Genomic DNA, 19,272 nt, shown 5'->3' on the forward strand with positions numbered 1-19,272 from the left:
GAGATGGCTCTGAAGAAGAGGACCCGCACGCGGGTCTACCACTACACCGTCTACGCGGTGATCATCGCGCTCGTCGTGTGGGCAGTGTTCGCCACCGACTGGGCGACGGTCGCCAAGCAGTTCGCGAACCCCGAGGTCGCGCTGAAGATGCTCCCGGGCATCATCACCGTCGGACTCAAGAACACGCTGCTGTTCACGATCGAGTCGTTCGCCGGCGGCCTCATCCTCGCGATCATCCTGGCGCTGATGAAGCTCAGCAGCATCCCGCCTTTCCGCTGGGCGGCGACCGTGTGGATCGAGTTCTTCCGCGGCATCCCCGCGCTGATGACGATCTTCGGGTTCGCGCTCATGCTGCCGATCGCGCTGCACGTCAGGATCCCGGGCGGCCCGGTCGGCGCCGCGACGCTCGGACTCATCGTGGTGAGCTCGGCCTACATGGCCGAGACGATCCGCGCGGGGATCCAGGCGGTCCCGAAGGGGCAGACCGAGGCGTCCCGGTCGCTCGGAATGTCCCCGACGAGGACCATGGTCTTCATCGTGCTGCCGCAGGGCTTCCGGATCATCATCCCGCCGCTGACGAACGAGTTCGTGCTGCTGCTGAAGGACACCTCGCTGTTCTTCATCGCGGGGGCGACGCCGCTCACCTACGAGCTGACGACCTACGCACGCAACGGCCTGTCCACCTATGCGAACGCCACGCCGATGGTGATGGCGGCGCTGCTGTACCTGATCGTGACGATCCCGCTGACGCGGCTGACGGCATGGCTCGAGCGACGGATGGCGAGGGAACGATGACCACCGACCTGATCAATCTGAGTGCGCCCGCGATCGACATCCAAGGGCTCGTCAAGCACTACGGCGACAACGAGGTGCTCAAGGGCATCGACCTGACCGTGAACGCCGGCGAGGTCGTCTGCGTGATCGGCCCCTCGGGATCCGGCAAGTCGACGCTGCTGCGCTCGGTGAACATGCTCGAGGAGCCGACCGGCGGGAGGATCGTGATCGAGGGGATCGACATCACGGATCCCGACATCGACATCGATCGGGTGCGTGCGCGCATCGGCATGGTGTTCCAGAGCTTCAACCTGTTCCCGCACATGAGCGTGCTCGGCAATCTCACGATCGCCCAGCGTCAGGTGAAGAAGCGCGGGAAGGCCGAGGCGGAGAAGGTCGCCAAGGAGATGCTGGAGCGCGTGGGGATGGGTCACAAGGCCGACGCCTACCCGAGCCACCTCTCCGGCGGTCAGCAGCAGCGCGTCGCCATCGCGCGCTCGCTGTGCATGAACCCCGACATGATGCTCTTCGACGAGCCCACGTCGGCGCTCGACCCGGAGCTCGTCGGCGAGGTGCTCCAGGTCATGCGCTCGCTCGCCGACGAGGGCATGACGATGATGGTCGTCACGCACGAGATGGGCTTCGCCCGGGAGGTCGGCTCGCGCCTGATCTTCATGGACGGCGGGCACATCCTCGAGGAGGGCGACCCCCGCGAGGTCCTGGCCAACCCGCAGCATCAGCGCACGAAGGACTTCCTCGCGCGCGTGCTGTGACGCAGGGACGCTCCGAGGTCTTATCCGGCCTCGGAGCGTCTCATAGGCTTCTCCAAGCCCGGTCAGGGCGTCGGCACCGGATCCGCCGAGGCGGCACGCATTACGATGGGTCGTCGCCCCGACCGGAGGCGGGAAACGGAGCACGCCCTTCATGCCGCGCTGGTTGCTGCAGCTGAACCTCGCCGACGGACCCATCCCCTGGATCATCTGGGCGATCGCGTCCGCAGGGGCGATCGCACTCCTCATCCGGCCGCTGCGGCGGCGCTGGCTGGTGCGCGCCCTCATCGGCCTGGTGCTCGGCGGCGCCCTCGGCTGGGGCCTGGCGGCGTGGTCCGACGCGACGAACGCGTTCGAGCTTCCGTTGCCCGCCGCGGTGAAGTGGTGGACGATCGGCGGCTTTGCGGCGATCGGGCTGGCGATCGTGAGCCTCTGGGACTCGCGGTGGTGGCGCAAGGTCGTCGCGATCGTCACCGTGGTCGCGTCGCTGCTCTCCATGGGCGTCGGCATCAACCTGGCATTCGGGCTCGACCGCAACCTCGGCGACATCATCGGCGTCAACACGCTCGGGCCGCTGGATCACTTCGCACCGCCGCTGAAGCCCGGTCAGGATCCGCCCGCCTCGCTGGCGGCGGTCTGGAAGGCTCCCGCCGACATGCCCGCCCGGGGCAGGTTCGGCGCGCTGACCGGGGAGAACGCGCTGCGCTCCACCGCGGGATTCAAGCCCCGCAACGCGACCATCTACCTGCCGCCGGCCGCGCTCGTGAAGGATCCGCCTGCTCTTCCCGTCGTCGTCTTCATGATGGGACTGCCGGGCTACCCCAACCCGCACCCCATGGTCGACGTCCTGAACGAGTTCGCGGCGAAGCACGACGGGCTCGCCCCGATCGTGATCATCGCCGACCAGCTCGGCGCGCAGAACCAGAACCCCGGGTGCATCGACTCCGCGGCCTACGGCGGCGTCGAGACGTACTTCAACACCGACATCCCGAACTGGATCCGCGGACACCTGCGCGTGCTGCAGGATCCGAAGTACTGGACCATCTCGGGCTACTCCAACGGCGGGGCCTGCGCGTTCATCTACGGTGCGCGGCACCCCGACATCTGGGGCAACATCGCCACCGCGTCCGGTGAGCCCTGGGCGGGCTTCGGGGATCCGAAGTCGGTCGACAAGGCCTTCCGGGGCGACAAGGCCCTGTTCGCGGCCAGCAAGCCCGAAGCCATCCTCGCCGAGCACCCCGGCGCGTACGACGGGCACTATGCGATCTTCGCGGCGGGCGCGCTCGACAAGAAGTACGGTCCGGCGAACCGGGCCTCGGCGAACCTCGCCGAGGCGGCGGGCTTCACCACGACGTTCTACCTGGTCCCGAACGCCACGCACACCGGGCCCGGGCTGAGGGGCGGCCTGGAGAAGGCGTTCGAGGTGCTGTACCCGCGGCTGGGGCTGGCGCGATGAGCGGTCCGCTGCGCGTCGCCGCGGGCGCCGTGGCACGCCGGGTCGCACGCTATCTGCGGCTGCATCCGTTCGCCGTCGCGCTGAGCGCGCTGCTCGTGATCAGCGGCCTCGCGTCCGGCACGCTGTGGGGACGGCGTCCCGCGGGACTGGGCGTCAGCCCGCTCGTGCTCGGCCGGGAGCGCCAGTGGTGGACGCCGCTGACCACCCTGCTCGTGCCGAACTCCTGGGGCGGCCTGCTGCTCGCGCTGCTGCTCGCGCTCACCCTGCTCGCCTACGCGGAGCGACTCATGGGCACCCGCCGTGTCGTCGTGTCGTTCTTCGTCACCGGCGTCCTGGGCGTGCTGCTCGGCGTCGGCATCCAGTCGCTGGCCTGGTCCTGGGGGCAGGTGTGGGCGCGCGTCGATGCGCGCGGCGTGGTGTTCGACCCGTCGATCGGCATCCTCGGGGCGATCCTGGCGGGCAGCGCCTACGCGCCTGCACTGTACCGGCGCCGGATCCGCCTCCTCGGCCTGTCCCTGCTCGTCACGTTCACGCTCTACGGCGGCGATGCGGACAGCGTGTACCGGCTCCTCGCGGCCCTCGTCGGTCTCCTGTTCGGCATCCTGCTGACGAGCGGCACCCCGCGCCCGGCCGTCTACCGCAGCTCCTACGGGGAGACCAGGACTCTCATCGCGGCCATGGTCGCGGTGACGGGGCTCGGTCCCCTGATCGTTCTGCTCACCGGCGTCGGGATCGGGCCGCTCGCGCCGGTGGTCGCGGGCCTGCGCGGCGTGGACATCTCGGGCATCGCCGACGCGTGCGCGCGCAACAACGCGTCCGCCCACTGCGTCGCGGGTGTGACGACGGCCTTCGCCGCCGGCACCGGCGTGGTGCTGATGAGTCTCGTGCCCCTGGTGCTCAGTCTCATCGCGGCCTGGGGGCTGCGCTCGGGACGCCGCGCGGCCTGGTTCCTCGCGATGGGCGTGAACGCCGTGATGGCGCTGCTGACCGGGCTGAGCGTGGCGGTGCGCTCCCTGAGGGAGCCCACCGACGTGATCCAGATCGACCGGCAGTTCCCCGGATTCTCGGTGCTCGCGATCCTGGTCCCGGTGGCGATGTGCATCCTGCTGGCGATCACGCACGGGCGGTTCGCGGTGCGGGCATCGCGACGGGCCGCGTGGCAGTTCGCCCTGACGATCGGGATCGCCTTCGTGGTGCTCACCGCGACGAACATGATCCTGGTCACCGTCGCGTCGCACTCGCCGTCGTTCTGGTCCTCGCTGGTCACGACTCTGCGCCGCTTCCTGCCGACCATCATCGGCCACCCCGGCGCGCACACCCCGCTCACCGGGCTCGCGCTCGTGCTGCACCGCGACGTCGGCGCGCTCTTCTGGATCGTCTTCGCCGTCGCCCTGATCCCACTGCTGTGGGGGCGCTCGCGCAGCACGGTCGACGAGGCGGAGCGCTTCCGCACCCAGCTCCGCGAGACAGACGGCGGCACCCTCGGGTTCCTCGGCACCTGGGAGGGCAACGAGCACTGGTTCACGCCCGACGGCCGCGGCGCGGTCGCCTACCGCGTCGTGAACGACATCGCGATCGCCGTGGGCGATCCGGTGTGCACCCCCGGCGACGCCGCGCAGACTGTGCGCGGGTTCCTCGACTTCTGCGACACGAACGCCTGGACGCCCGTGTTCTACAGCACGCACGAGGACTTCATGCCGGTCTTCCGCGCGCTGGGCTGGCGCAGCATCTCGGTGGCCGAGGAGACCGTCGTGCCGCTGGATCGCTTCGAGCTCACCGGCAAGGTGTGGGCCAAGGTGCGCCAGCCGTACAACCGCGGACAGCGCGACGGGCTCACCACGCTCTGGACGACGTGGGAGAAGCTGCCCGCGGGGCTCGTCGCACAGCTCGACGCGCTGAGCGAGCAGTGGATCGCCGAGAAGGCGCTGCCGGAGATGCGGTTCACCCTCGGCGGCGTGGAGGAGCTGAAGGATCCCGACGTCGAACTGCTGCTCGCGATCGGCCCGGAGGGGGAGCTGCAGGCGGTCACCAGCTGGATGCCGGTCTGGCGCGAGGGCGAGCTGATCGGCCGGACCCTCGACTTCATGCGCCGGGCGGACGGTGCGATGCCGGGCGTCATGGAGTTCGCGATCGCCACGGCCGCCCTGCACATGAAGGAGCAGGGGCTCGCCGTCATGAGCCTGTCGGGGGCGCCGCTCGCGCAGACCGTCGACGGCGGCGCCGACGCGGACCGGGACACCATCACCCGCCTGCTGGGCTGGCTGAGCCGGGTGCTGGAGCCGGCGTACGGCTTCGCCTCGCTGCTGCGGTACAAGGGCAAGTTCAATCCGGAGTACCGCCCGATGCACCTGTTCTACGCCGACAATTCGCAGCTCCCCGCGATCGGACTCGCGATCGGCCGCGCCTACCTGCCGGATGCGTCCCCGGCCGAGTACGTGGCGCTGGCCCGGTCGCTGGCGGGCTGAACCGCCCCGGCCCCGGAGCGGCACCACGAGGAAGGCCGCGGACCGGATACGACGAAGGCGCCGCCCCGAGGGGAGGCGCCTTCGTCGTGCAGCGCTACGCGGCGGCGTCGCTCCGTCGCACCGCCACCGGCTCGGCGTCGACCGCGAGCCCCACGACGTCGCCGTAGGCGGGACGGATCCGCGCGGCGTGCTGCACGCGCACCAGGGCGCCGTCCGCGGTGCGCACGAGCGTGCGGCGCATGCTCCCGAGGAACATGCTCTCCTCGACGGATCCGGTCACGGCGGCTTCCGCGGCGTCGACGAGGCGCACGTTCTCCGGGCGCAGCAGCACGTCGACGTCCCCCGTTGCGGGCGTCTGCAGCGGCAGGTCGGTGCCCCAGACGCGCACGGACGCGCCGTCGGCGACCCCGCGGACCACGCTGGACAGGCCCACGAAGGCCGCGACGTGCGCGGTCGCCGGGCGCAGGTACAGCTCCTCCGGTGTGCCGATCTGGTCGATCCGCCCCGCGTTCATCACGGCGATCCGGTCGGAGACGCTGAGCGCCTCCTCCTGGTCGTGGGTCACGAACACGGTCGTGATGCCGAGGCGGAGCTGGATCCGGCGGATCTCGTCGCGCAGCTGCACGCGCACTTTCGCGTCGAGGGCTGACAGCGGCTCGTCCAGCAGCAGCACGCGGGGCTCCGTCACCAGGGCGCGGGCGAGCGCGACGCGCTGCTGCTGGCCGCCGGAGAGCTGATGCGGGTACTTGCCGGCGTGCGCGTCCAGGCCGACCAGGGCGAGGGCGTCCAGCGCTCGGCGCCGCGCCTCCGGCGTGGCCACCCGGCGCCGGCGCAGGCCGAAGGCGGTGTTGTCCACGACGCGCAGATGCGGGAACAGCGAGTAGGACTGGAACACCATGCCCAGGTCGCGCTTGTTCGTCGGCACGCCCGACACGTCCTTTCCGCCCAGCAGCACGGCGCCGCCGTCGGCGCTCTCCAGCCCGGCGAGCACGCGCAGCAGCGTCGTCTTGCCGCAACCGGACGGGCCGAGCAGGGAGACGAACTCGCCGGGCGCGATGTCGAGGTCGATCCCGTGCAGCACCTGGGTGCGGCCGTAGCTCTTCACGATGCCGTCGAACTGCACGCGGGTGCCGTCGGCGCGATCGGCGAGCAGGGAGTTGTCCGCAGTGCGGGGGAGCGCGATGTCGCTCATGAGTCGGCCTTTCCGGAGCGGCCGCCGGCGGCGCGTCCGATGATGAGGAGCAGGAGGAAGCTGAACGCGAGGGCCATCAGGGCGAACATCGCCGGTGCCCAGCCGTCCTGCTTCTGCACGACCACGAGCGCGGTCTGCAGCACCTCGCGGTTGAGGAGGGAGGCGATGGTGAACTCGCCGAGCACGACCGCGATCGACAGCAGCGATGCGGACAGCAGGCCCTGCCGCAGGTTCGGCGCCAGCACGCGCAGCACGACCGTGATCCAGCCGGCGCCCAGCGAGCGCGCCGCCTCGGCGAGCGTGGTCATGTCCACCGCGTCGATCGAGGCCTGGATGGAGCGGTAGGCGAACGGCAGCACGGTGATGCCGTAGGCGAACGCGAGCGTCCAGGCGCCCGTGCCGAGCGAGCGCCCGATCTGCAGGTAGATCGGGGTGAGGCCCACGACGAGCACGATCGCCGGGATCGAGATCGGCAGCAGCACGGCGAACTCGAAGATCGGTCGCAGCCGTGGGAAGCGCAGGTTCACCAGGATCATCGTGGGCGCGAGCAGGAGCAGCACGATGAGCGCCGTGACCACGGCGAGCACCAGCGAGTTGCCCAGGCCCGTCCAGATCGGCTGATAGACCGAGGCCTGCGCGGGATCGCCGAGCGCGGCCCAGTGCTTCAGGGTGACGGACCCGTCCTGCGCGCGGAACGTGTAGAGCAGGGTCGCGACCAGCGGGATCAGGAAGAACAGGCCGACCACGATCCCGATGATCCAGCGGGTGAGGGCGGAGGCGCCGAGACGGTTCATGACTGCCACCTCGAAGCGCGGCGCTGGACCAGCGAGTACAGCCACATCACGATCCCCACGACCACGATCATCCCGAGCGCGAGAGCGCCGGCGAGGTTCTCCCGGCCCAGCACGGTCTCGCTGGTGAGGGCGGCGCGGATCTGCAGCGGCACGATCTGCGCCCCCTGGCTGGCGAGCGCCGCGGCCGTCGCGTAGGACGAGAACGCGTTCGCGAACAGCAGCAGGAAGCTGGCGAGGAAGGCGGGCGCGAGCACGGGGATCCCGATCCGCAGCCAGAAGCTGGCGCGCGTGCCGCCCAGCGTCAGGTTGGCCTCGGCCCAGTGCGGCTTCAGCGCCGACAGCGCCGGCATGAACGTGATGACCATGAGCGGGATCTGGAAGTACAGGTAGGGCAGGATCAGGCCGGGCAGCTCATAGATCCACGGGCCGTCGGCGTAGAGGGAGATCCCCGCGTCCTTGAGCAGCTGCGTGATCACGCCCTGCAGGCCGATCGAGGCGATGAACATGAAGGCGAGCATCACGCCGCCGGTCTGCGCGAGCACGCCCGACGCCGCATCCACGATGGTGCGCACGGCACCCGTGGGGCTCAGGCCGAGGAGCGCGTAGCAGACGAGGGCGCCGACGACGGCGCCGATCGCGGCGGTGAGCAGCGAGAGGCCCGCCGAGTTCGCGAACGTGAGCAGGATGGTCGGATCCCCGAGCGCGGAGAGATTGCTCCAGGTGAACGCGCCGTCACGGGTGAAGAACCCGGTCGCCACGGCGAGCAGCGTCGGCAGCGCGAGGAACAGCAGCAGGTAGGCGGCGAACGGCACCAGGCCGAGCGCCGCGAGGACGGATGAGCCGCGCCGGGCCGAAGCGCGAGGCTTCGACCCGGCACGGGCGGCGGCGGTCGCCGCAGCGGCGGTGGAGGTCACTGGACCGCCGCGGCCCACTTCTCGCCCAGCAGCTTGCCGGCCGCGGTGCTCTGCGCTTCGGTCGGCACGACGGTCTCCTTGGGGGCCGCGGGCAGAGCGGCGGCGAGCGTCTTGTCGATCGTGCCGGCCTTGGTCATGGCGTCCATGCGTGCGGGGCGCGCGCCGCCCTTGAGCCACAGGTTCTGACCCTCGTCGCTGTAGAGGAACTCCTGCCACAGGCGCGCGGCCGCCGGGTGCGGGGCGGACTTGTTGATCGCCTGGTTGTAGTAGCCCGCGTAGCCGGTGCCCGGCAGCACCACCGTCTTCCAGTTCTTGTTGTCCTTGACGTGGGCGGCGTTCAGGTAGTCCCAGTCGAAGACGACCGGGGTCTCGCCGCTCGCGACGGTCGCGGTCGTGACGTCGACCTTGAGCAGGTTCCCGGCCTTCTGCAGGTCGGAGAAGAAGTCGATGCCCTTCTGGTAGTCGTCGAGCTTCCCACCCGACTGCACCGTGGCCAGGCCCACCGCGGCGAAGGCCGCGCCGGCCTGGGTGGGGTCGCCGTTGAGGGCGACGGCGCCCTTGTACTCGGACTTCTTCAGGTCGTCGAGCTTCTTGGGCTCCGGGAACTTGGAGGAGTCGTAGCCGATCGACATGAAGCCGCCGTAGTCGCCGGTGAACAGCCCCGTCTTGTCCTTGAGGTTCTCCGGGATGTCGTCCCACGTCGAGACCTTGTACGCCGCGAACTTGTCCGTGTTCTGCAGCGTCACGGTCAGGCCGAGGTCGAAGACGTCGGGGGCGGTGTCGAGGCCGTCGTTGGTCTTGGCGGCCTGGATCTCCTCGGCGCTGGACGCGTCTGGGGAGGCCTCGTTGATCGCGATCTTCGGGTACTTCTTCTTGAAGGCGTCGATGATCTCGCCGTAGTTGGCCCAGTCGTGCGGGAGCGCGATCACGTTGAGCTTGCCCTCGGTCTCCGCGGCCTTCTGCAGGTCGGCGAGGGTGCCGAAGTCCTTCAGGGACGTCGCGGTGGACGCCTTCGCCCCGGTGCCGGCGGTGCCGGTCGGGTCGGCCGAAGCGGAGCCGGAGCAGGCGGAGAGCAGGAGGGCGGCGCTGGCGGCCAGCGCGATGCCGGCGCCGATGCGGGCGCGACGGTTGCTGATGAGCATGGTTTCCTCTCGGTGTCCGGCGCGGGCGCCGGGGTCGGGTCGAGAGGAATGTACGGCGGGCGGGTTACCGGCGTGACGGACACGGGTGAACGCGCGATGAACGCCGAGGATCCGATCCCTCACGCGATCCGGTGTCCACCGCCGCGGTCGCGGCTCGGGGTGGTTGGATCGGAGCATGGATCTTCCCGATGCGATCGAGCTCGACGGCGCCACCCTCATCCGCATCGACGCGCCGGAGGACGTCGCCTGCTGGACGGCGGGCGTCGCAGGCGGCGACGGCGGATGGACGGTGAGCATCGTGGCCGAGCCGGCGGAGCCGCCGAGCGACGACGCACGCGAGACGGCTCAGGGCGTCGTGGCCGAGTTCGCGGCGCTCAGCGACGCCGCGATGCGCTTCCTCGTGCAGGAGCTGCAGGATCCCGGCCTGTCCGATGACGATCGCGCGCTGCTGGCGGCCGAGGAGCCGCCGTTCGGCGCGCCCGAGGCGGTCGTCTGGCAGGACGGCACCTGGATGATGCGCTTCGCGGAGACCGGCCTTCAGATCGGCGACGAGTACGGCATCGGCGTGATGTTCGCCGGCCGCACCCCGGTCGCGATCGAGGACCTCTCGGATCCGGACGACGTCTGAACCAGCGCCTCCTGGACTGGGCGCCCACTCATCGAGAAGCGGTCCTCTCGGCACGACGGACCATGAACGCGACCGCCTCGTTCATGTTGATGGGATGGAGCCGGATACCCGGGTTCTGCGCAGGCCAGACTCTCATCAGCTCGTCGACGAAGCCCTGGCCGACGTCGGTGACTCCGGCGAAATCGACATCGATGTCATCGAAGTCGCTCATGCCTGACAGGACCCGGTGCGCCTCTGAGCGCGAGACGAAGGTGAGCCCGGTTCCGAAGAGCTCGATTCTGGGTCTGCTCCGCGAGAATCGGAGATCCTCGTCGGTGAAGTCCTCGAAGACGGATCGCAGCGTGCGCGCCGGCGGAAGGGTCAGCCGCATCTCCACGACGGTCCCGCGGTGGACATGGCTCGAGCCCAGCGCGTAGTCGTCACGGGCGTTGTCGACGGTGAGCCGCAGGCCGTTCGCGGAGAGGCGGAAGAGCGTGACCACCTTCGACGTGAAGAAGATCCCTTCCCCCGTGTGCCTTTGCGCCCATGTCGTCCGCTTGCCCTTGGTCAGCTCCGCGGCGGCTTCCAGGTCGGAGGCGAGGTTGAGCCCCTCCCGGACGCGAGCGAACGCGCCGCGACCGTCGTCGCTGATGCGCGCCGCGAGCTCATCCGGCTGAGTCCACACCTCGACAGTGGCCTGGGACCCGCCGCTGTGATCGATCGCGTTGTTCAGCATCTCCGTGAACGCGTAGTTCATGATGCGCGTTCCCTCCTCTGCGGCGGGCAGGTCCAGGGCAGCGCGAGCTTCGGCCCAGACCTCCGCTTCATCGAGGCCCTTGAGCGGCAGGGCGCGCCGCCAGTCGGCGGCAGCCGACGGGGCGATGTCCACGGCCGCCACCGGCGCCGACGGGCGGGACGCGATCCCGAGGGCCGCGCGCACACCCTCCACGGCGAAGCGGCGATGTCCGCCCTGGGTGCGTACTGACGGCACCATGCCGCTGTCGGCCATCCGACGGAGCGTCTTGACGGAGAGGCCGAGCGTCTCGGCGGCCGTCCCGATCCCGACGAGCTCTTCTGGAGACTCCGCGGCAGTATCTTCCCGCATGGGAAGATTTTATCCGGAAATGGGAAGATCTTGTCCGGAAATGGGAAGGTTTTATCCGCTTTGGGGAAGATTCTTCGTCGGTTCGGCTCGAGAAAACTCCCGCTAGGGGAGATACGACCCTTCGCGGCGCGCGCCTCAACGACCGGTGACGGGTGCGCGGTACTTGAAGCCGAGATGGGATCCGGCGAAGCCGAGGCGCTCGTAGAACCGGTGCGCGTCGAGCCGCTTGGCGTCGGACGTGAGCTGCACGAGCGGACTGCCGAGCTCGGCGGTCGCCACGTCCATGACCCAGCGCATCAGCGCGGACCCGACCCCGCTCGAGCGCAGCCGCGAGCTCACCCGCACCGCCTCGACCAGCAGCCGGGTGGAGCCCTGACGGGACATCCCGGGGATGCGGGTGAGCTGGAAGGTGGCGACGACCGCGCCCTCGTGCTCGGCGACGAGCAGGTCGTTGGAGCCGTCGGCGAGCACCGACTCCAGACCGGCGGTGTAGGCGGGCAGGTCGTCTTCGGAGGCGGTGTCGCCCCGGGCGGCGCTGATCGCGTCGTCGGCGAGCAGCGCGACGATGGCCGCGGTGTCGTCCGGGCGGGCGCGACGGAGCATCACCCTCCCGACCCGGGTGTCCAGCGGAACGGGAAGGGTGAGCTCCGGCAGCATGCTCGGCTCAGGCCTCGACGGTCTCGAGCGCCTCGTCGGGCTCTGCGACGACGTCGACGCCGGCCTCCTTGCGCTGTTCCGCGGTGATCGGAGCCGGCGCGGCGGTGAGCGGATCGAAGCCGTTCCCGGTCTTCGGGAACGCGATGACCTCGCGGATCGACTCCGTCTTCGACAGGTGCTGCAGCACGCGGTCCATGCCCAGCGCGATGCCGCCGTGCGGCGGGGCGCCGAACTTGAACGCGTCCAGCAGGAAGCCGAACTGCTCCTGAGCGACCTCGTCGGAGATGCCCATCACCGCGAAGACGCGCTTCTGCACGTCCTCGCGGTGGATGCGGATGGATCCGCCGCCGAGCTCGGAGCCGTTGCAGACGATGTCGTACGCGTAGGCGAGCGCCGACCCCGGGTCGGTGTCGAAGGTGTCCTCGAACTCGGGCTTCGGGCCGGTGAACGCGTGGTGCACCGCGGTCCAGGCGCCGGCGCCCACGGCCACGTCGCCCGAGGCGACCGCGTCGGCGGCCGGCTCGAACATGGGCGCGTCGACGACCCAGGTGAAGGCGAACACGTCGGGGTCGAGCAGGCCCAGCCGGCGGCCGATCTCCACGCGTGCGGCGCCGAGCAGAGCGCGCGACTCCTTCGCGGAGCCGGCGGCGAAGAACGCGCAGTCGCCGGGCTTCGCGCCCACGAGGGCGGCGAGGCCCGCCTGCTCGGTCTCGGACAGGTTCTTCGCGACGGGGCCGCCGAGCGTGCCGTCCTCGTTGAACAGCACGTAGGCGAGCCCGCGGGCGCCGCGCTGCTTGGCCCAGTCCTGCCAGGCGTCGAGCACCTTGCGCGGCTGCGAGGCGCCGCCGGGCATGACGACCGCGCCGACGTAGTCGGCCTGGAACACCCGGAACGTGGTGTCGGAGAAGTACTCGGTGGCCTCGACGAGCTCGAGGCCGAAGCGCAGGTCCGGCTTGTCGGATCCGTACTTCGCCATCGCCTCCGCGTAGGTGATGCGCGGCAGCGGGGTCTGCACCTCGACGCCGATGGTGGCCCACATCGCGCGGATGACGGCCTCCATCATCTCGATGACGTCCTCCTGGTCGACGAAGGCCATCTCGATGTCGAGCTGCGTGAACTCGGGCTGACGGTCGGCGCGGAAGTCCTCGTCGCGGTAGCAGCGCGCGATCTGGAAGTACTTCTCTACGCCGCCGACCATGAGCAGCTGCTTGAACAGCTGCGGGCTCTGCGGCAGCGCGTACCAGCTGCCCGGGTGCAGGCGCGCGGGCACGACGAAGTCGCGGGCGCCCTCCGGGGTGGAGCGGGTCAGGGTCGGGGTCTCGACCTCGGTGAAACCGCGCTCGTGCAGCACGTCGCGCAGCGCCTTGTAGACCTGGGAGCGCAGCTGCAGCGGCGCGATCGCAGCCGGGCGGCGCAGGTCGAGGTAGCGGTGCTTGAACCGCACGTCCTCGCCCACCGGGTCGGTCTCGGCGAGGCCCGACGACACCTGGAACGGCAGCGGCGCCGACTCGTTGAGCACGACGACGTCCTGCGCCACGATCTCGATCTCGCCGGAGGGCAGGTTCGGGTTCTCGTTGCCGGCGGGACGGCGGGAGACCTCGCCGGTCACCTGCAGCACGAACTCGCTGCGCAGCGGATGCGCGATCTCCTCGTCGCGGATGACCACCTGGGCGATGCCGCTGGCGTCCCGCAGATCGATGAAGGCCACTCCTCCGTGATCACGACGGCGATCGACCCACCCCGCGAGGGTGACGGTCTGACCGATGTGCTCGGCTCGCAGCGAGCCTGCCGTGTGGGTGCGAAGCACGGAATACGCCTTCCAAGGAGGGAAAAGGGATACCGGCCATTCTACGGGGACGCGCCGCGTGCCTCGGGGGGAGCCGACCGGGGCGCATCACTAGACTCGCGGCAGCAGCACCATCCACCGCTCCGGAAGGCCCGACCATGCACCTCGTACCGACCGATGACCCGACCGACGCCGCCGGCAACGTCTACGCGGCGCTCTTCTCCGGCACCACCAGCGTCTGGGCGCTGATCTTCTACGTCATCCTCGCGATCGCCCTGTGGAAGGTCTTCACCAAGGCCGGCTACCCGGGGATCCTGGCGATCATCCCGATCGTCAACCTCGTCTTCCTCGTCAAGGTCGCGGGGATGAGCGGCTGGTTCGCGCTGCTCTACCTGATCCCGATCGTGAACATCATCTTCTCGATCGTGGTGGCGGTGAAGCTCGGCAAGAACTTCGGCAAGGGCGGCCTGTTCTCGTTCTTCCTGCTCTGGCTGTTCTCGTTCATCGGGTACTTCATCATCGGGTTCGGATCCGCGCAGTACCGCCGCGTCTGAGCGGATCCCACCGAACCGATGCCCGCATCCCGCCTGCACCTCGTCCGCCACGGCGAGGTCTACAACCCTGCCCACGTGCTGTACGGGCGGCTGCCCGGTTACCACCTCAGTGAAGCGGGACGACGGATGGCGCAGGCCGCGGCCGACTACGTCACGGCGCTGGACCGACCGGTGACGGATCTGCGGTGCTCGCCGCTGGAGCGCACGCAGGAGTCGGCCGAGCCGTTCGCCGCGGCGAACGGCCTCGTGCCGCGCCTCGAGGAGCGGATCATCGAGCCGTGGAACGTGTTCGAGGGCACGCGGATGCGCCGTGCCCTGATGAACCCGTGGAACTGGCGGCACCTGCGCCGCCCCTCGGTGCCGAGCTGGGGCGAGCCGTACGCGTCGATCGCGGCCCGCATGTGCGCCGCCATGGACGACGCCTGGCACGAGGCCGACGGCGGCGACGTGGTGTTCGTGTCGCATCAGGCGCCGATCTGGATCACGCACCTGTCGGTCGCAGGGCTCCCGCTGCGGCACGACCCACGCTCCCGCCGGTGCGCGCTGTCGAGCGTCACCTCGTTCGAACGGGCCGGCGACGTGTGGCGCGAGGTCGCCTACGCCGAGCCTGCGGACGCCGGCATCGACCTCGGCGCGGTCTAGACGCGGGGCCCGGCAGCCGGGCCTCTCATCGGACGCCTTCGTGCTCGACCGGATCGAGATGGACGGGTTCGATGTCGAACGGGTCGGCGTCGCGCGCGGGCATCCGGAAGCGCCGGCCCTCGGTGGCGGCGACGGGCACGAGGGCGCGGATCAGCGCCGCGCCGCGGAGGCCGGCCTCCCGCAGCGCGTCGAGCTCGCCCGGATTCAGGTCGACCGGGGTGTCGCCGTTGCCCATGTCGGTGCCGTAGCGCACGGTGCCGCCGTGGGCGTGGAACCGGCGCACGTTGTCGATCGCGATCGCGCGGGCCTCGCCGTCGTGGATGCCGAGGGTCGAGATCCAGGCGATGCGGCCGGCCTGCCGGGCCACCTCGTCGTCGCTCAACCGCTCGGTGAACGGCGCGTGCGCAAGGGCCCGCACGCCGAGCCGCGGCATGCGCTGCGCCTCGCCGGGGCCCTCGGCGTGCGCGACGACGGGCAGTCCGTGCTCGTCGGCGGCGCGCACGATCCCGGCGATGGTCTCGTCGCTGAACACGGGCCCTGCCGTGCTGTTGCTGGCGATCTTGATGACCGAGGCCCCGGCGGCTTTCATCTCGGCGACCGCCGCGACCGCGTCCTCGAGCGTCGCCACCTCGCGGACGGATCCGGCCGGCGCCCAGTCGCGATCCGAGGGATACCCGCCGGGCGGAGTCAGGAAGGCGCCCGCGTACGCGATCGAGATGCCGCCGGGGTCGTGCCCGAAGCGCGCCGAGACGGCGCCGGCGATCCGTGCGATCTCGTCGGGGGCGGACCCGAGGTCGAGGCCGCGGCCGAGCCGGGTCGACTCCAGGCGGGTGATGTCCACGAGCTGCAGGTGCACGTGGTGGTCGGTGAAACCGCCGATGTAGAGGGGTTCCGCCATGCGCTCACCGCCCGATCTCGGTGCGCACGGCGTACAGCTCCGGGAAGAACGTGAGCTCGAGCGCCCGCTGCAGGAAGTCGACGCCGCTGGATCCGCCCGTGCCGATCTTGCGTCCGATCGTGCGGGTCACCGTGCGCAGGTGGCGGAAGCGCCAGAACTGGAAGTTGTCCTCGACGTCGACGAGCTCCTCGCACGCCTCGTACAGGTCCCAGTGCTCGTGCGGGTGCTCGTAGACCTCGGTGAGCACCGGGACCAGCGAGTCGTGCATCCGATACGGCTGGCGCACATCGCGCTCGAGGATCTCGGCAGGGATCGGCAGACCCCGCCGCGCGGCGAAGCGGAGGAACTCGTCGTACAGCGTGGGGCGCTCCCACTCGGCGGTGAGCAGCGCGAGGTTCTCGGGATGATCGCGGAACACGCTCAGCATCCGCTCGTTCTTGTTGCCGAGGGCGAATTCCACGGCGCGGTACTGCACGGACTGGAAGCCGGAGGAGTTGCCGAGGTCGCCGCGGAACTGCGCGTACTCGGTGGGCGTCAGCGTCGCCAGCACGGACCACTGCTGGGTGAGCACCTCCTGGATGTGCTTCACGCGGGCCATGTGCTTGAGCGCGGAGCGCAGGTCGTCCTCGGCGAGACGGTCGCGTGCCGTGCCGAGCTCGTGCAGCAGGAGCTTCAGCCACAGCTCGGTGGTCTGGTGCTGGATGATGAACAGCATCTCGTCGTGGTGCTGCGGGACGCTGACGGGATGCTGGGCGCTGAGCAGCCGGTCCAGATCGAGGTAGGACCCGTACGTCATCCGGTCCTTGAGGTCGGTGACGATGCCCTCCTCGAGCGCGCGTTCGTTCGCGGTCCTGCTGTCCGGCACCGGGCGACCTCCTCGTCGTGAACACGTCCAGTATTCCATCGGCCGCTGAGGAGCCGCCTGAGTCCGGGGAGGCTCGCGGCGCGACCGAGGGCCGGGATTTTCCGGGGCCGAGAGAAGAATCGCGAGTGAACACTGCGGGAACAAAGCCGAGGCGCGCGCACATTCTGCGGACGGCTTGAGAGAGTCTTCGAGGATTCCGTCCGAACGTGGAACCCGAAAGGCCCCCATGACGTTTCGCACTCTCACCGCCCCCGCCCGGACCGACGGCGCCGTCTCCGTGGTGTTCTCGTCGGCTGTCGGGACCGGGCTCCCGGCGCTGACGCCGAGCGCGGCGGGCTGACGTGCGCGCGGCCCTGGTCCGCCCCGCCGCGGGAGTGCACCGGCACGACGTGCCCCTGCGGCCCGCCGCCGTCGCGATGGCGTGGCTCGGCGTCGGCATCCCGCACGAGGTGCTCGCCGTCCCGGGCGTGGCGCTCGGCCCGCACGACGTGCTGATCGCCGTGGAGATGTCGACGATCTGCGGATCCGACATCGACACCGTGCAGGGGAGACGCCACGCTCCGGCACCGCTCGTCCTGGGACACGAGAGCGTCGGCCGGATCATCGCGATCGGCGACGACGGCGCGCGCGCCGTGGACGGTGCGGAGCTGCACGCCGGCGACCGGGTGGTCTGGTCGGTCACCGTCTCCTGCGGGCACTGCGACCGCTGCCTGGCGGGGCTCACCCAGAAGTGCCGCACGCTCGCGCAGTACGGGCACGCGCGCATCGAACCGCGCTGGGAGCTCACCGGCGGCTTCGCCGGACACGTGCACCTGCGGGAGGGCACGGCGATCGTGCGCGTGCCCGAGGCGCTCCCGGCGGCCGCCCTGGCGCCGGTCTCCTGCGCGACGGCCACGGCCTGGGCCGGCATCGCGCGGGGCGCCGCCCTGCGCGGCCGCGGTCGCCCGGATCCCTCTGCCACCGGCTCGGAGGAGACCGCCGTGCTCGTGTGCGAGCGAGTGCTCGTGCTGGGGGCGGGGCTGGTCGGGCTGACGGCCGCCGTGATCGCCGCAGAGCTGGGCGGACAGGTGCGCATCGCGGATCCGGACCCGGGCCGGCGCGCGTTCGCCGAGCGGTTCGGCCTCGCCGCGCTCGCCCCGGACGACGTCGCCGAGGAGGGCTTCGATCTCGTGGTGGAGGCATCGGGGCACGCCGTGCGTGCGGCGCTCGACGCCGTCGACGTGGGCGGTGCGGTGGTGCTGCTCGGCAGCGTCTTCCCGGCGGAGCCGGTGCCCCTCGACGCCGAGCGCATCGTGCGCGGCCTCATCGCGGTCGCCGGCGTGCACGACTGCACGGGGGCTGAGCTGCAGGCTGCGGCCGCCTTCATGGGAGGGCGCGGGCGTGCCTATCCGTTCGCCGATGCGGTGGGCGCGGTGCACCCGCTGGCGGCGGTGGATGCCGCCCTCGTCGAGGCGGCCGCACCCGGGGCTCCGCTGCGGGTGGGACTCACGCTCCGCTGAGGAGCACATCCGTTCAGGTCGCAATATCTGCGCGTCCGGGCGCCTTTTGCAGCCGTTTTTGCGACCTGAGCGAGAGAACGGACCTGAGCGCAAGGTTCTGAGCGGCAGGAGGGGCGAGCGAGGAGCGCGGATGCAGGTGGGGTCCGCGAGGAGCCGCGGATGCGGGCGGTGCGCCGGTCCGTGCCAGGCTGGAGGGGTGACTTCTCAGGTACCGCGGCAGCAGCCCGCGCTCGGGGTGCTGCTCGTCGTCGGATCCTGCTTCTCGCTCCCGTTCGGCGCATCCGTGGCGACGATGATCTTCCCGGCGCTCGGATCGTGGGGCGTCACGGCGCTGCGCGTGCTCATCGCCGCGATCGTGGTGCTGCTCATCGCCCGTCCCCGGCTGAACCGCTGGAACCGTCCGCAGTGGACGGCCGCAGTCCTGTTCGGCATCTCGCTCGCCGCCATGAACGGCTGCTTCTACGCGGCGATCGACCGGATCCCGATCGGTCCGGCCGTCGCGATCGAGTTCCTCGGACCGCTCGTGCTGGCGGCCGTGCTCACCCGCCGTCTCGCCGACGCGATCTGGGTCGGCGTCGCCCTCATCGGCATGGCGCTGCTCGGCGTGGACGGGCTGACCGGGGCCGCGGCGCTCGATCCGGTGGGCGTGCTGTTCGCCCTCATCGCGGCGGCGTTCTGGGTCATGTACATCCGGATGAGCACCCGTGTCGGTGCGCTCACCACCGGCACGGAAGGGCTGGCCGTGGCGCTCGCGGTCGCGGCGGTGCTGCTGCTGCCGTTCGGCGTGCCGGCCGCCATCACCGCGGTGGGGGATCCGCGCCTGCTCGGACTCGCCGCGCTCACCGCCCTGCTCGCCTCGGTCATCCCGTACATCCTGGAGCTCGCGGCCCTGCGCCGTCTGCCTCAGCGGGTCTTCGGGATCCTGCTCAGCCTGGAGCCGGTCTTCGCGACCCTGGCCGGCCTGCTCGTGCTGGGCCAGCACGCGTCGCCGCTGCGGCTGGTCGCGATCGCCCTCGTCGTGATCGCGAGCATCGGGGTGACCGCCGGCGCGCGCCGGCGGGGCGCCGGCCGTGACGAGGAGCCGCCGTCCCCGCTCACCGGGTCCATCCCCGTCGTCCCGGACTGACCGGATCCCGACGGGCGTAGCCTCGG

General features: G+C 70.7%; 18 protein-coding genes. 9 read left to right on the top strand and 9 right to left on the bottom strand.

Annotated features, from left to right (window positions below; all coding sequences use genetic code 11):
- Positions 1–3: 3 nt before the first annotated feature.
- From ACYQ1L_RS03550 to ACYQ1L_RS03565, 4 genes are all read left to right on the top strand, one after another.
- Positions 4–795: an amino acid ABC transporter permease gene (locus tag ACYQ1L_RS03550; RefSeq protein WP_460002882.1), complete on the top strand. Its 792-nt coding sequence runs from the start codon at positions 4–6 to the stop codon at positions 793–795.
- Positions 792–1,547 (top strand): amino acid ABC transporter ATP-binding protein, encoded by a 756-nt coding sequence (locus ACYQ1L_RS03555; protein ID WP_460002883.1) that lies wholly within the window; start codon positions 792–794, stop codon positions 1,545–1,547. Before ACYQ1L_RS03550 ends, ACYQ1L_RS03555 begins: the two co-directional genes overlap by 4 nt.
- 151 nt (positions 1,548–1,698) lie before the next feature.
- Positions 1,699–3,000, top strand: coding sequence for an alpha/beta hydrolase (locus ACYQ1L_RS03560; protein ID WP_460002884.1), 1,302 nt, complete (start codon positions 1,699–1,701; stop codon positions 2,998–3,000).
- Positions 2,997–5,465, top strand: coding sequence for a bifunctional lysylphosphatidylglycerol flippase/synthetase MprF (locus ACYQ1L_RS03565; protein ID WP_460002885.1), 2,469 nt, complete (start codon positions 2,997–2,999; stop codon positions 5,463–5,465). Before ACYQ1L_RS03560 ends, ACYQ1L_RS03565 begins: the two co-directional genes overlap by 4 nt.
- A 94-nt stretch (positions 5,466–5,559) precedes the next feature.
- On the opposite strand, the gene ACYQ1L_RS03570 is transcribed toward ACYQ1L_RS03565, so the two are convergent.
- The 4 genes from ACYQ1L_RS03570 to ACYQ1L_RS03585 are packed head-to-tail and all read right to left on the bottom strand — an operon-like array spanning position 5,560 to position 9,507.
- The gene (locus tag ACYQ1L_RS03570) at positions 5,560–6,657 is read right to left on the bottom strand and encodes an ABC transporter ATP-binding protein (protein WP_460002886.1); all 1,098 of its coding nucleotides are present in this window, start codon (positions 6,655–6,657) and stop codon (positions 5,560–5,562) included.
- Positions 6,654–7,451, bottom strand: coding sequence for an ABC transporter permease (locus ACYQ1L_RS03575; RefSeq protein WP_460002887.1), 798 nt, complete (start codon positions 7,449–7,451; stop codon positions 6,654–6,656). The genes ACYQ1L_RS03570 and ACYQ1L_RS03575 overlap by 4 nt, the downstream gene beginning before the upstream one ends.
- Positions 7,448–8,365, bottom strand: coding sequence for an ABC transporter permease (locus ACYQ1L_RS03580; RefSeq protein WP_460002888.1), 918 nt, complete (start codon positions 8,363–8,365; stop codon positions 7,448–7,450). Before ACYQ1L_RS03580 ends, ACYQ1L_RS03575 begins: the two co-directional genes overlap by 4 nt.
- A complete protein-coding gene (locus ACYQ1L_RS03585) occupies positions 8,362–9,507 on the bottom strand; it encodes an ABC transporter substrate-binding protein (RefSeq protein ID WP_460002889.1) in 1,146 nt (381 codons plus the stop codon). Before ACYQ1L_RS03585 ends, ACYQ1L_RS03580 begins: the two co-directional genes overlap by 4 nt.
- Positions 9,508–9,682: 175 nt before the next feature.
- Here ACYQ1L_RS03585 and ACYQ1L_RS03590 point away from each other — a divergent pair, with 175 nt between their 5' ends.
- Positions 9,683–10,135 (top strand): hypothetical protein, encoded by a 453-nt coding sequence (locus ACYQ1L_RS03590; protein ID WP_460002890.1) that lies wholly within the window; start codon positions 9,683–9,685, stop codon positions 10,133–10,135.
- 28 nt (positions 10,136–10,163) lie between these two features.
- Here the strand turns inward: ACYQ1L_RS03590 and ACYQ1L_RS03595 are convergent, their stop codons facing one another.
- The 3 genes from ACYQ1L_RS03595 to aspS form a co-directional block, all read right to left on the bottom strand.
- Entirely contained in the window at positions 10,164–11,219 is a 1,056-nt protein-coding gene (locus tag ACYQ1L_RS03595) for a MerR family DNA-binding transcriptional regulator (protein WP_460002891.1), read from the bottom strand.
- Positions 11,220–11,354: 135 nt separating this feature from the next.
- Positions 11,355–11,876, bottom strand: coding sequence for a GNAT family N-acetyltransferase (locus ACYQ1L_RS03600; protein ID WP_460002892.1), 522 nt, complete (start codon positions 11,874–11,876; stop codon positions 11,355–11,357).
- Between the two features lie 7 nt (positions 11,877–11,883).
- Entirely contained in the window at positions 11,884–13,683 is a 1,800-nt protein-coding gene (gene aspS, locus ACYQ1L_RS03605) for an aspartate--tRNA ligase (protein ID WP_460002893.1), read from the bottom strand.
- Between the two features lie 137 nt (positions 13,684–13,820).
- Here aspS and ACYQ1L_RS03610 point away from each other — a divergent pair, with 137 nt between their 5' ends.
- Both ACYQ1L_RS03610 and ACYQ1L_RS03615 read left to right on the top strand, forming a co-directional pair.
- Positions 13,821–14,216 carry a DUF5684 domain-containing protein gene (locus ACYQ1L_RS03610; RefSeq protein ID WP_460002894.1) on the top strand — a complete coding sequence of 132 codons (396 nt, stop codon included), beginning with the start codon at positions 13,821–13,823 and terminating at the stop codon, positions 14,214–14,216.
- An 18-nt stretch (positions 14,217–14,234) separates the two neighbouring features.
- Positions 14,235–14,858 carry a histidine phosphatase family protein gene (locus ACYQ1L_RS03615; RefSeq protein WP_460002895.1) on the top strand — a complete coding sequence of 208 codons (624 nt, stop codon included), beginning with the start codon at positions 14,235–14,237 and terminating at the stop codon, positions 14,856–14,858.
- A gap of 25 nt (positions 14,859–14,883) precedes the next feature.
- Here ACYQ1L_RS03615 and ACYQ1L_RS03620 read toward each other — a convergent pair whose 3' ends face one another.
- On the bottom strand, positions 14,884–15,756 hold the full coding sequence (locus ACYQ1L_RS03620) for an amidohydrolase family protein (protein WP_460002896.1): 873 nt from the start codon (positions 15,754–15,756) through the stop codon (positions 14,884–14,886).
- Between the two features lie 4 nt (positions 15,757–15,760).
- Positions 15,761–16,552, bottom strand: a complete 792-nt coding sequence (locus ACYQ1L_RS03625) for a tryptophan 2,3-dioxygenase (RefSeq protein ID WP_460005753.1) — start codon at positions 16,550–16,552, stop codon at positions 15,761–15,763.
- A 410-nt stretch (positions 16,553–16,962) separates the two neighbouring features.
- Here ACYQ1L_RS03625 and ACYQ1L_RS03630 point away from each other — a divergent pair, with 410 nt between their 5' ends.
- Both ACYQ1L_RS03630 and ACYQ1L_RS03635 read left to right on the top strand, forming a co-directional pair.
- Positions 16,963–18,120, top strand: a complete 1,158-nt coding sequence (locus ACYQ1L_RS03630) for an alcohol dehydrogenase catalytic domain-containing protein (protein WP_460002897.1) — start codon at positions 16,963–16,965, stop codon at positions 18,118–18,120.
- A 196-nt stretch (positions 18,121–18,316) separates the two neighbouring features.
- The gene (locus tag ACYQ1L_RS03635; RefSeq protein WP_460002898.1) at positions 18,317–19,246 is read left to right on the top strand and encodes an EamA family transporter; all 930 of its coding nucleotides are present in this window, start codon (positions 18,317–18,319) and stop codon (positions 19,244–19,246) included.
- The last annotated feature ends 26 nt before the right edge of the window (positions 19,247–19,272 follow it).

The sequence above is a fragment of the Microbacterium xylanilyticum genome (assembly GCF_054654695.1).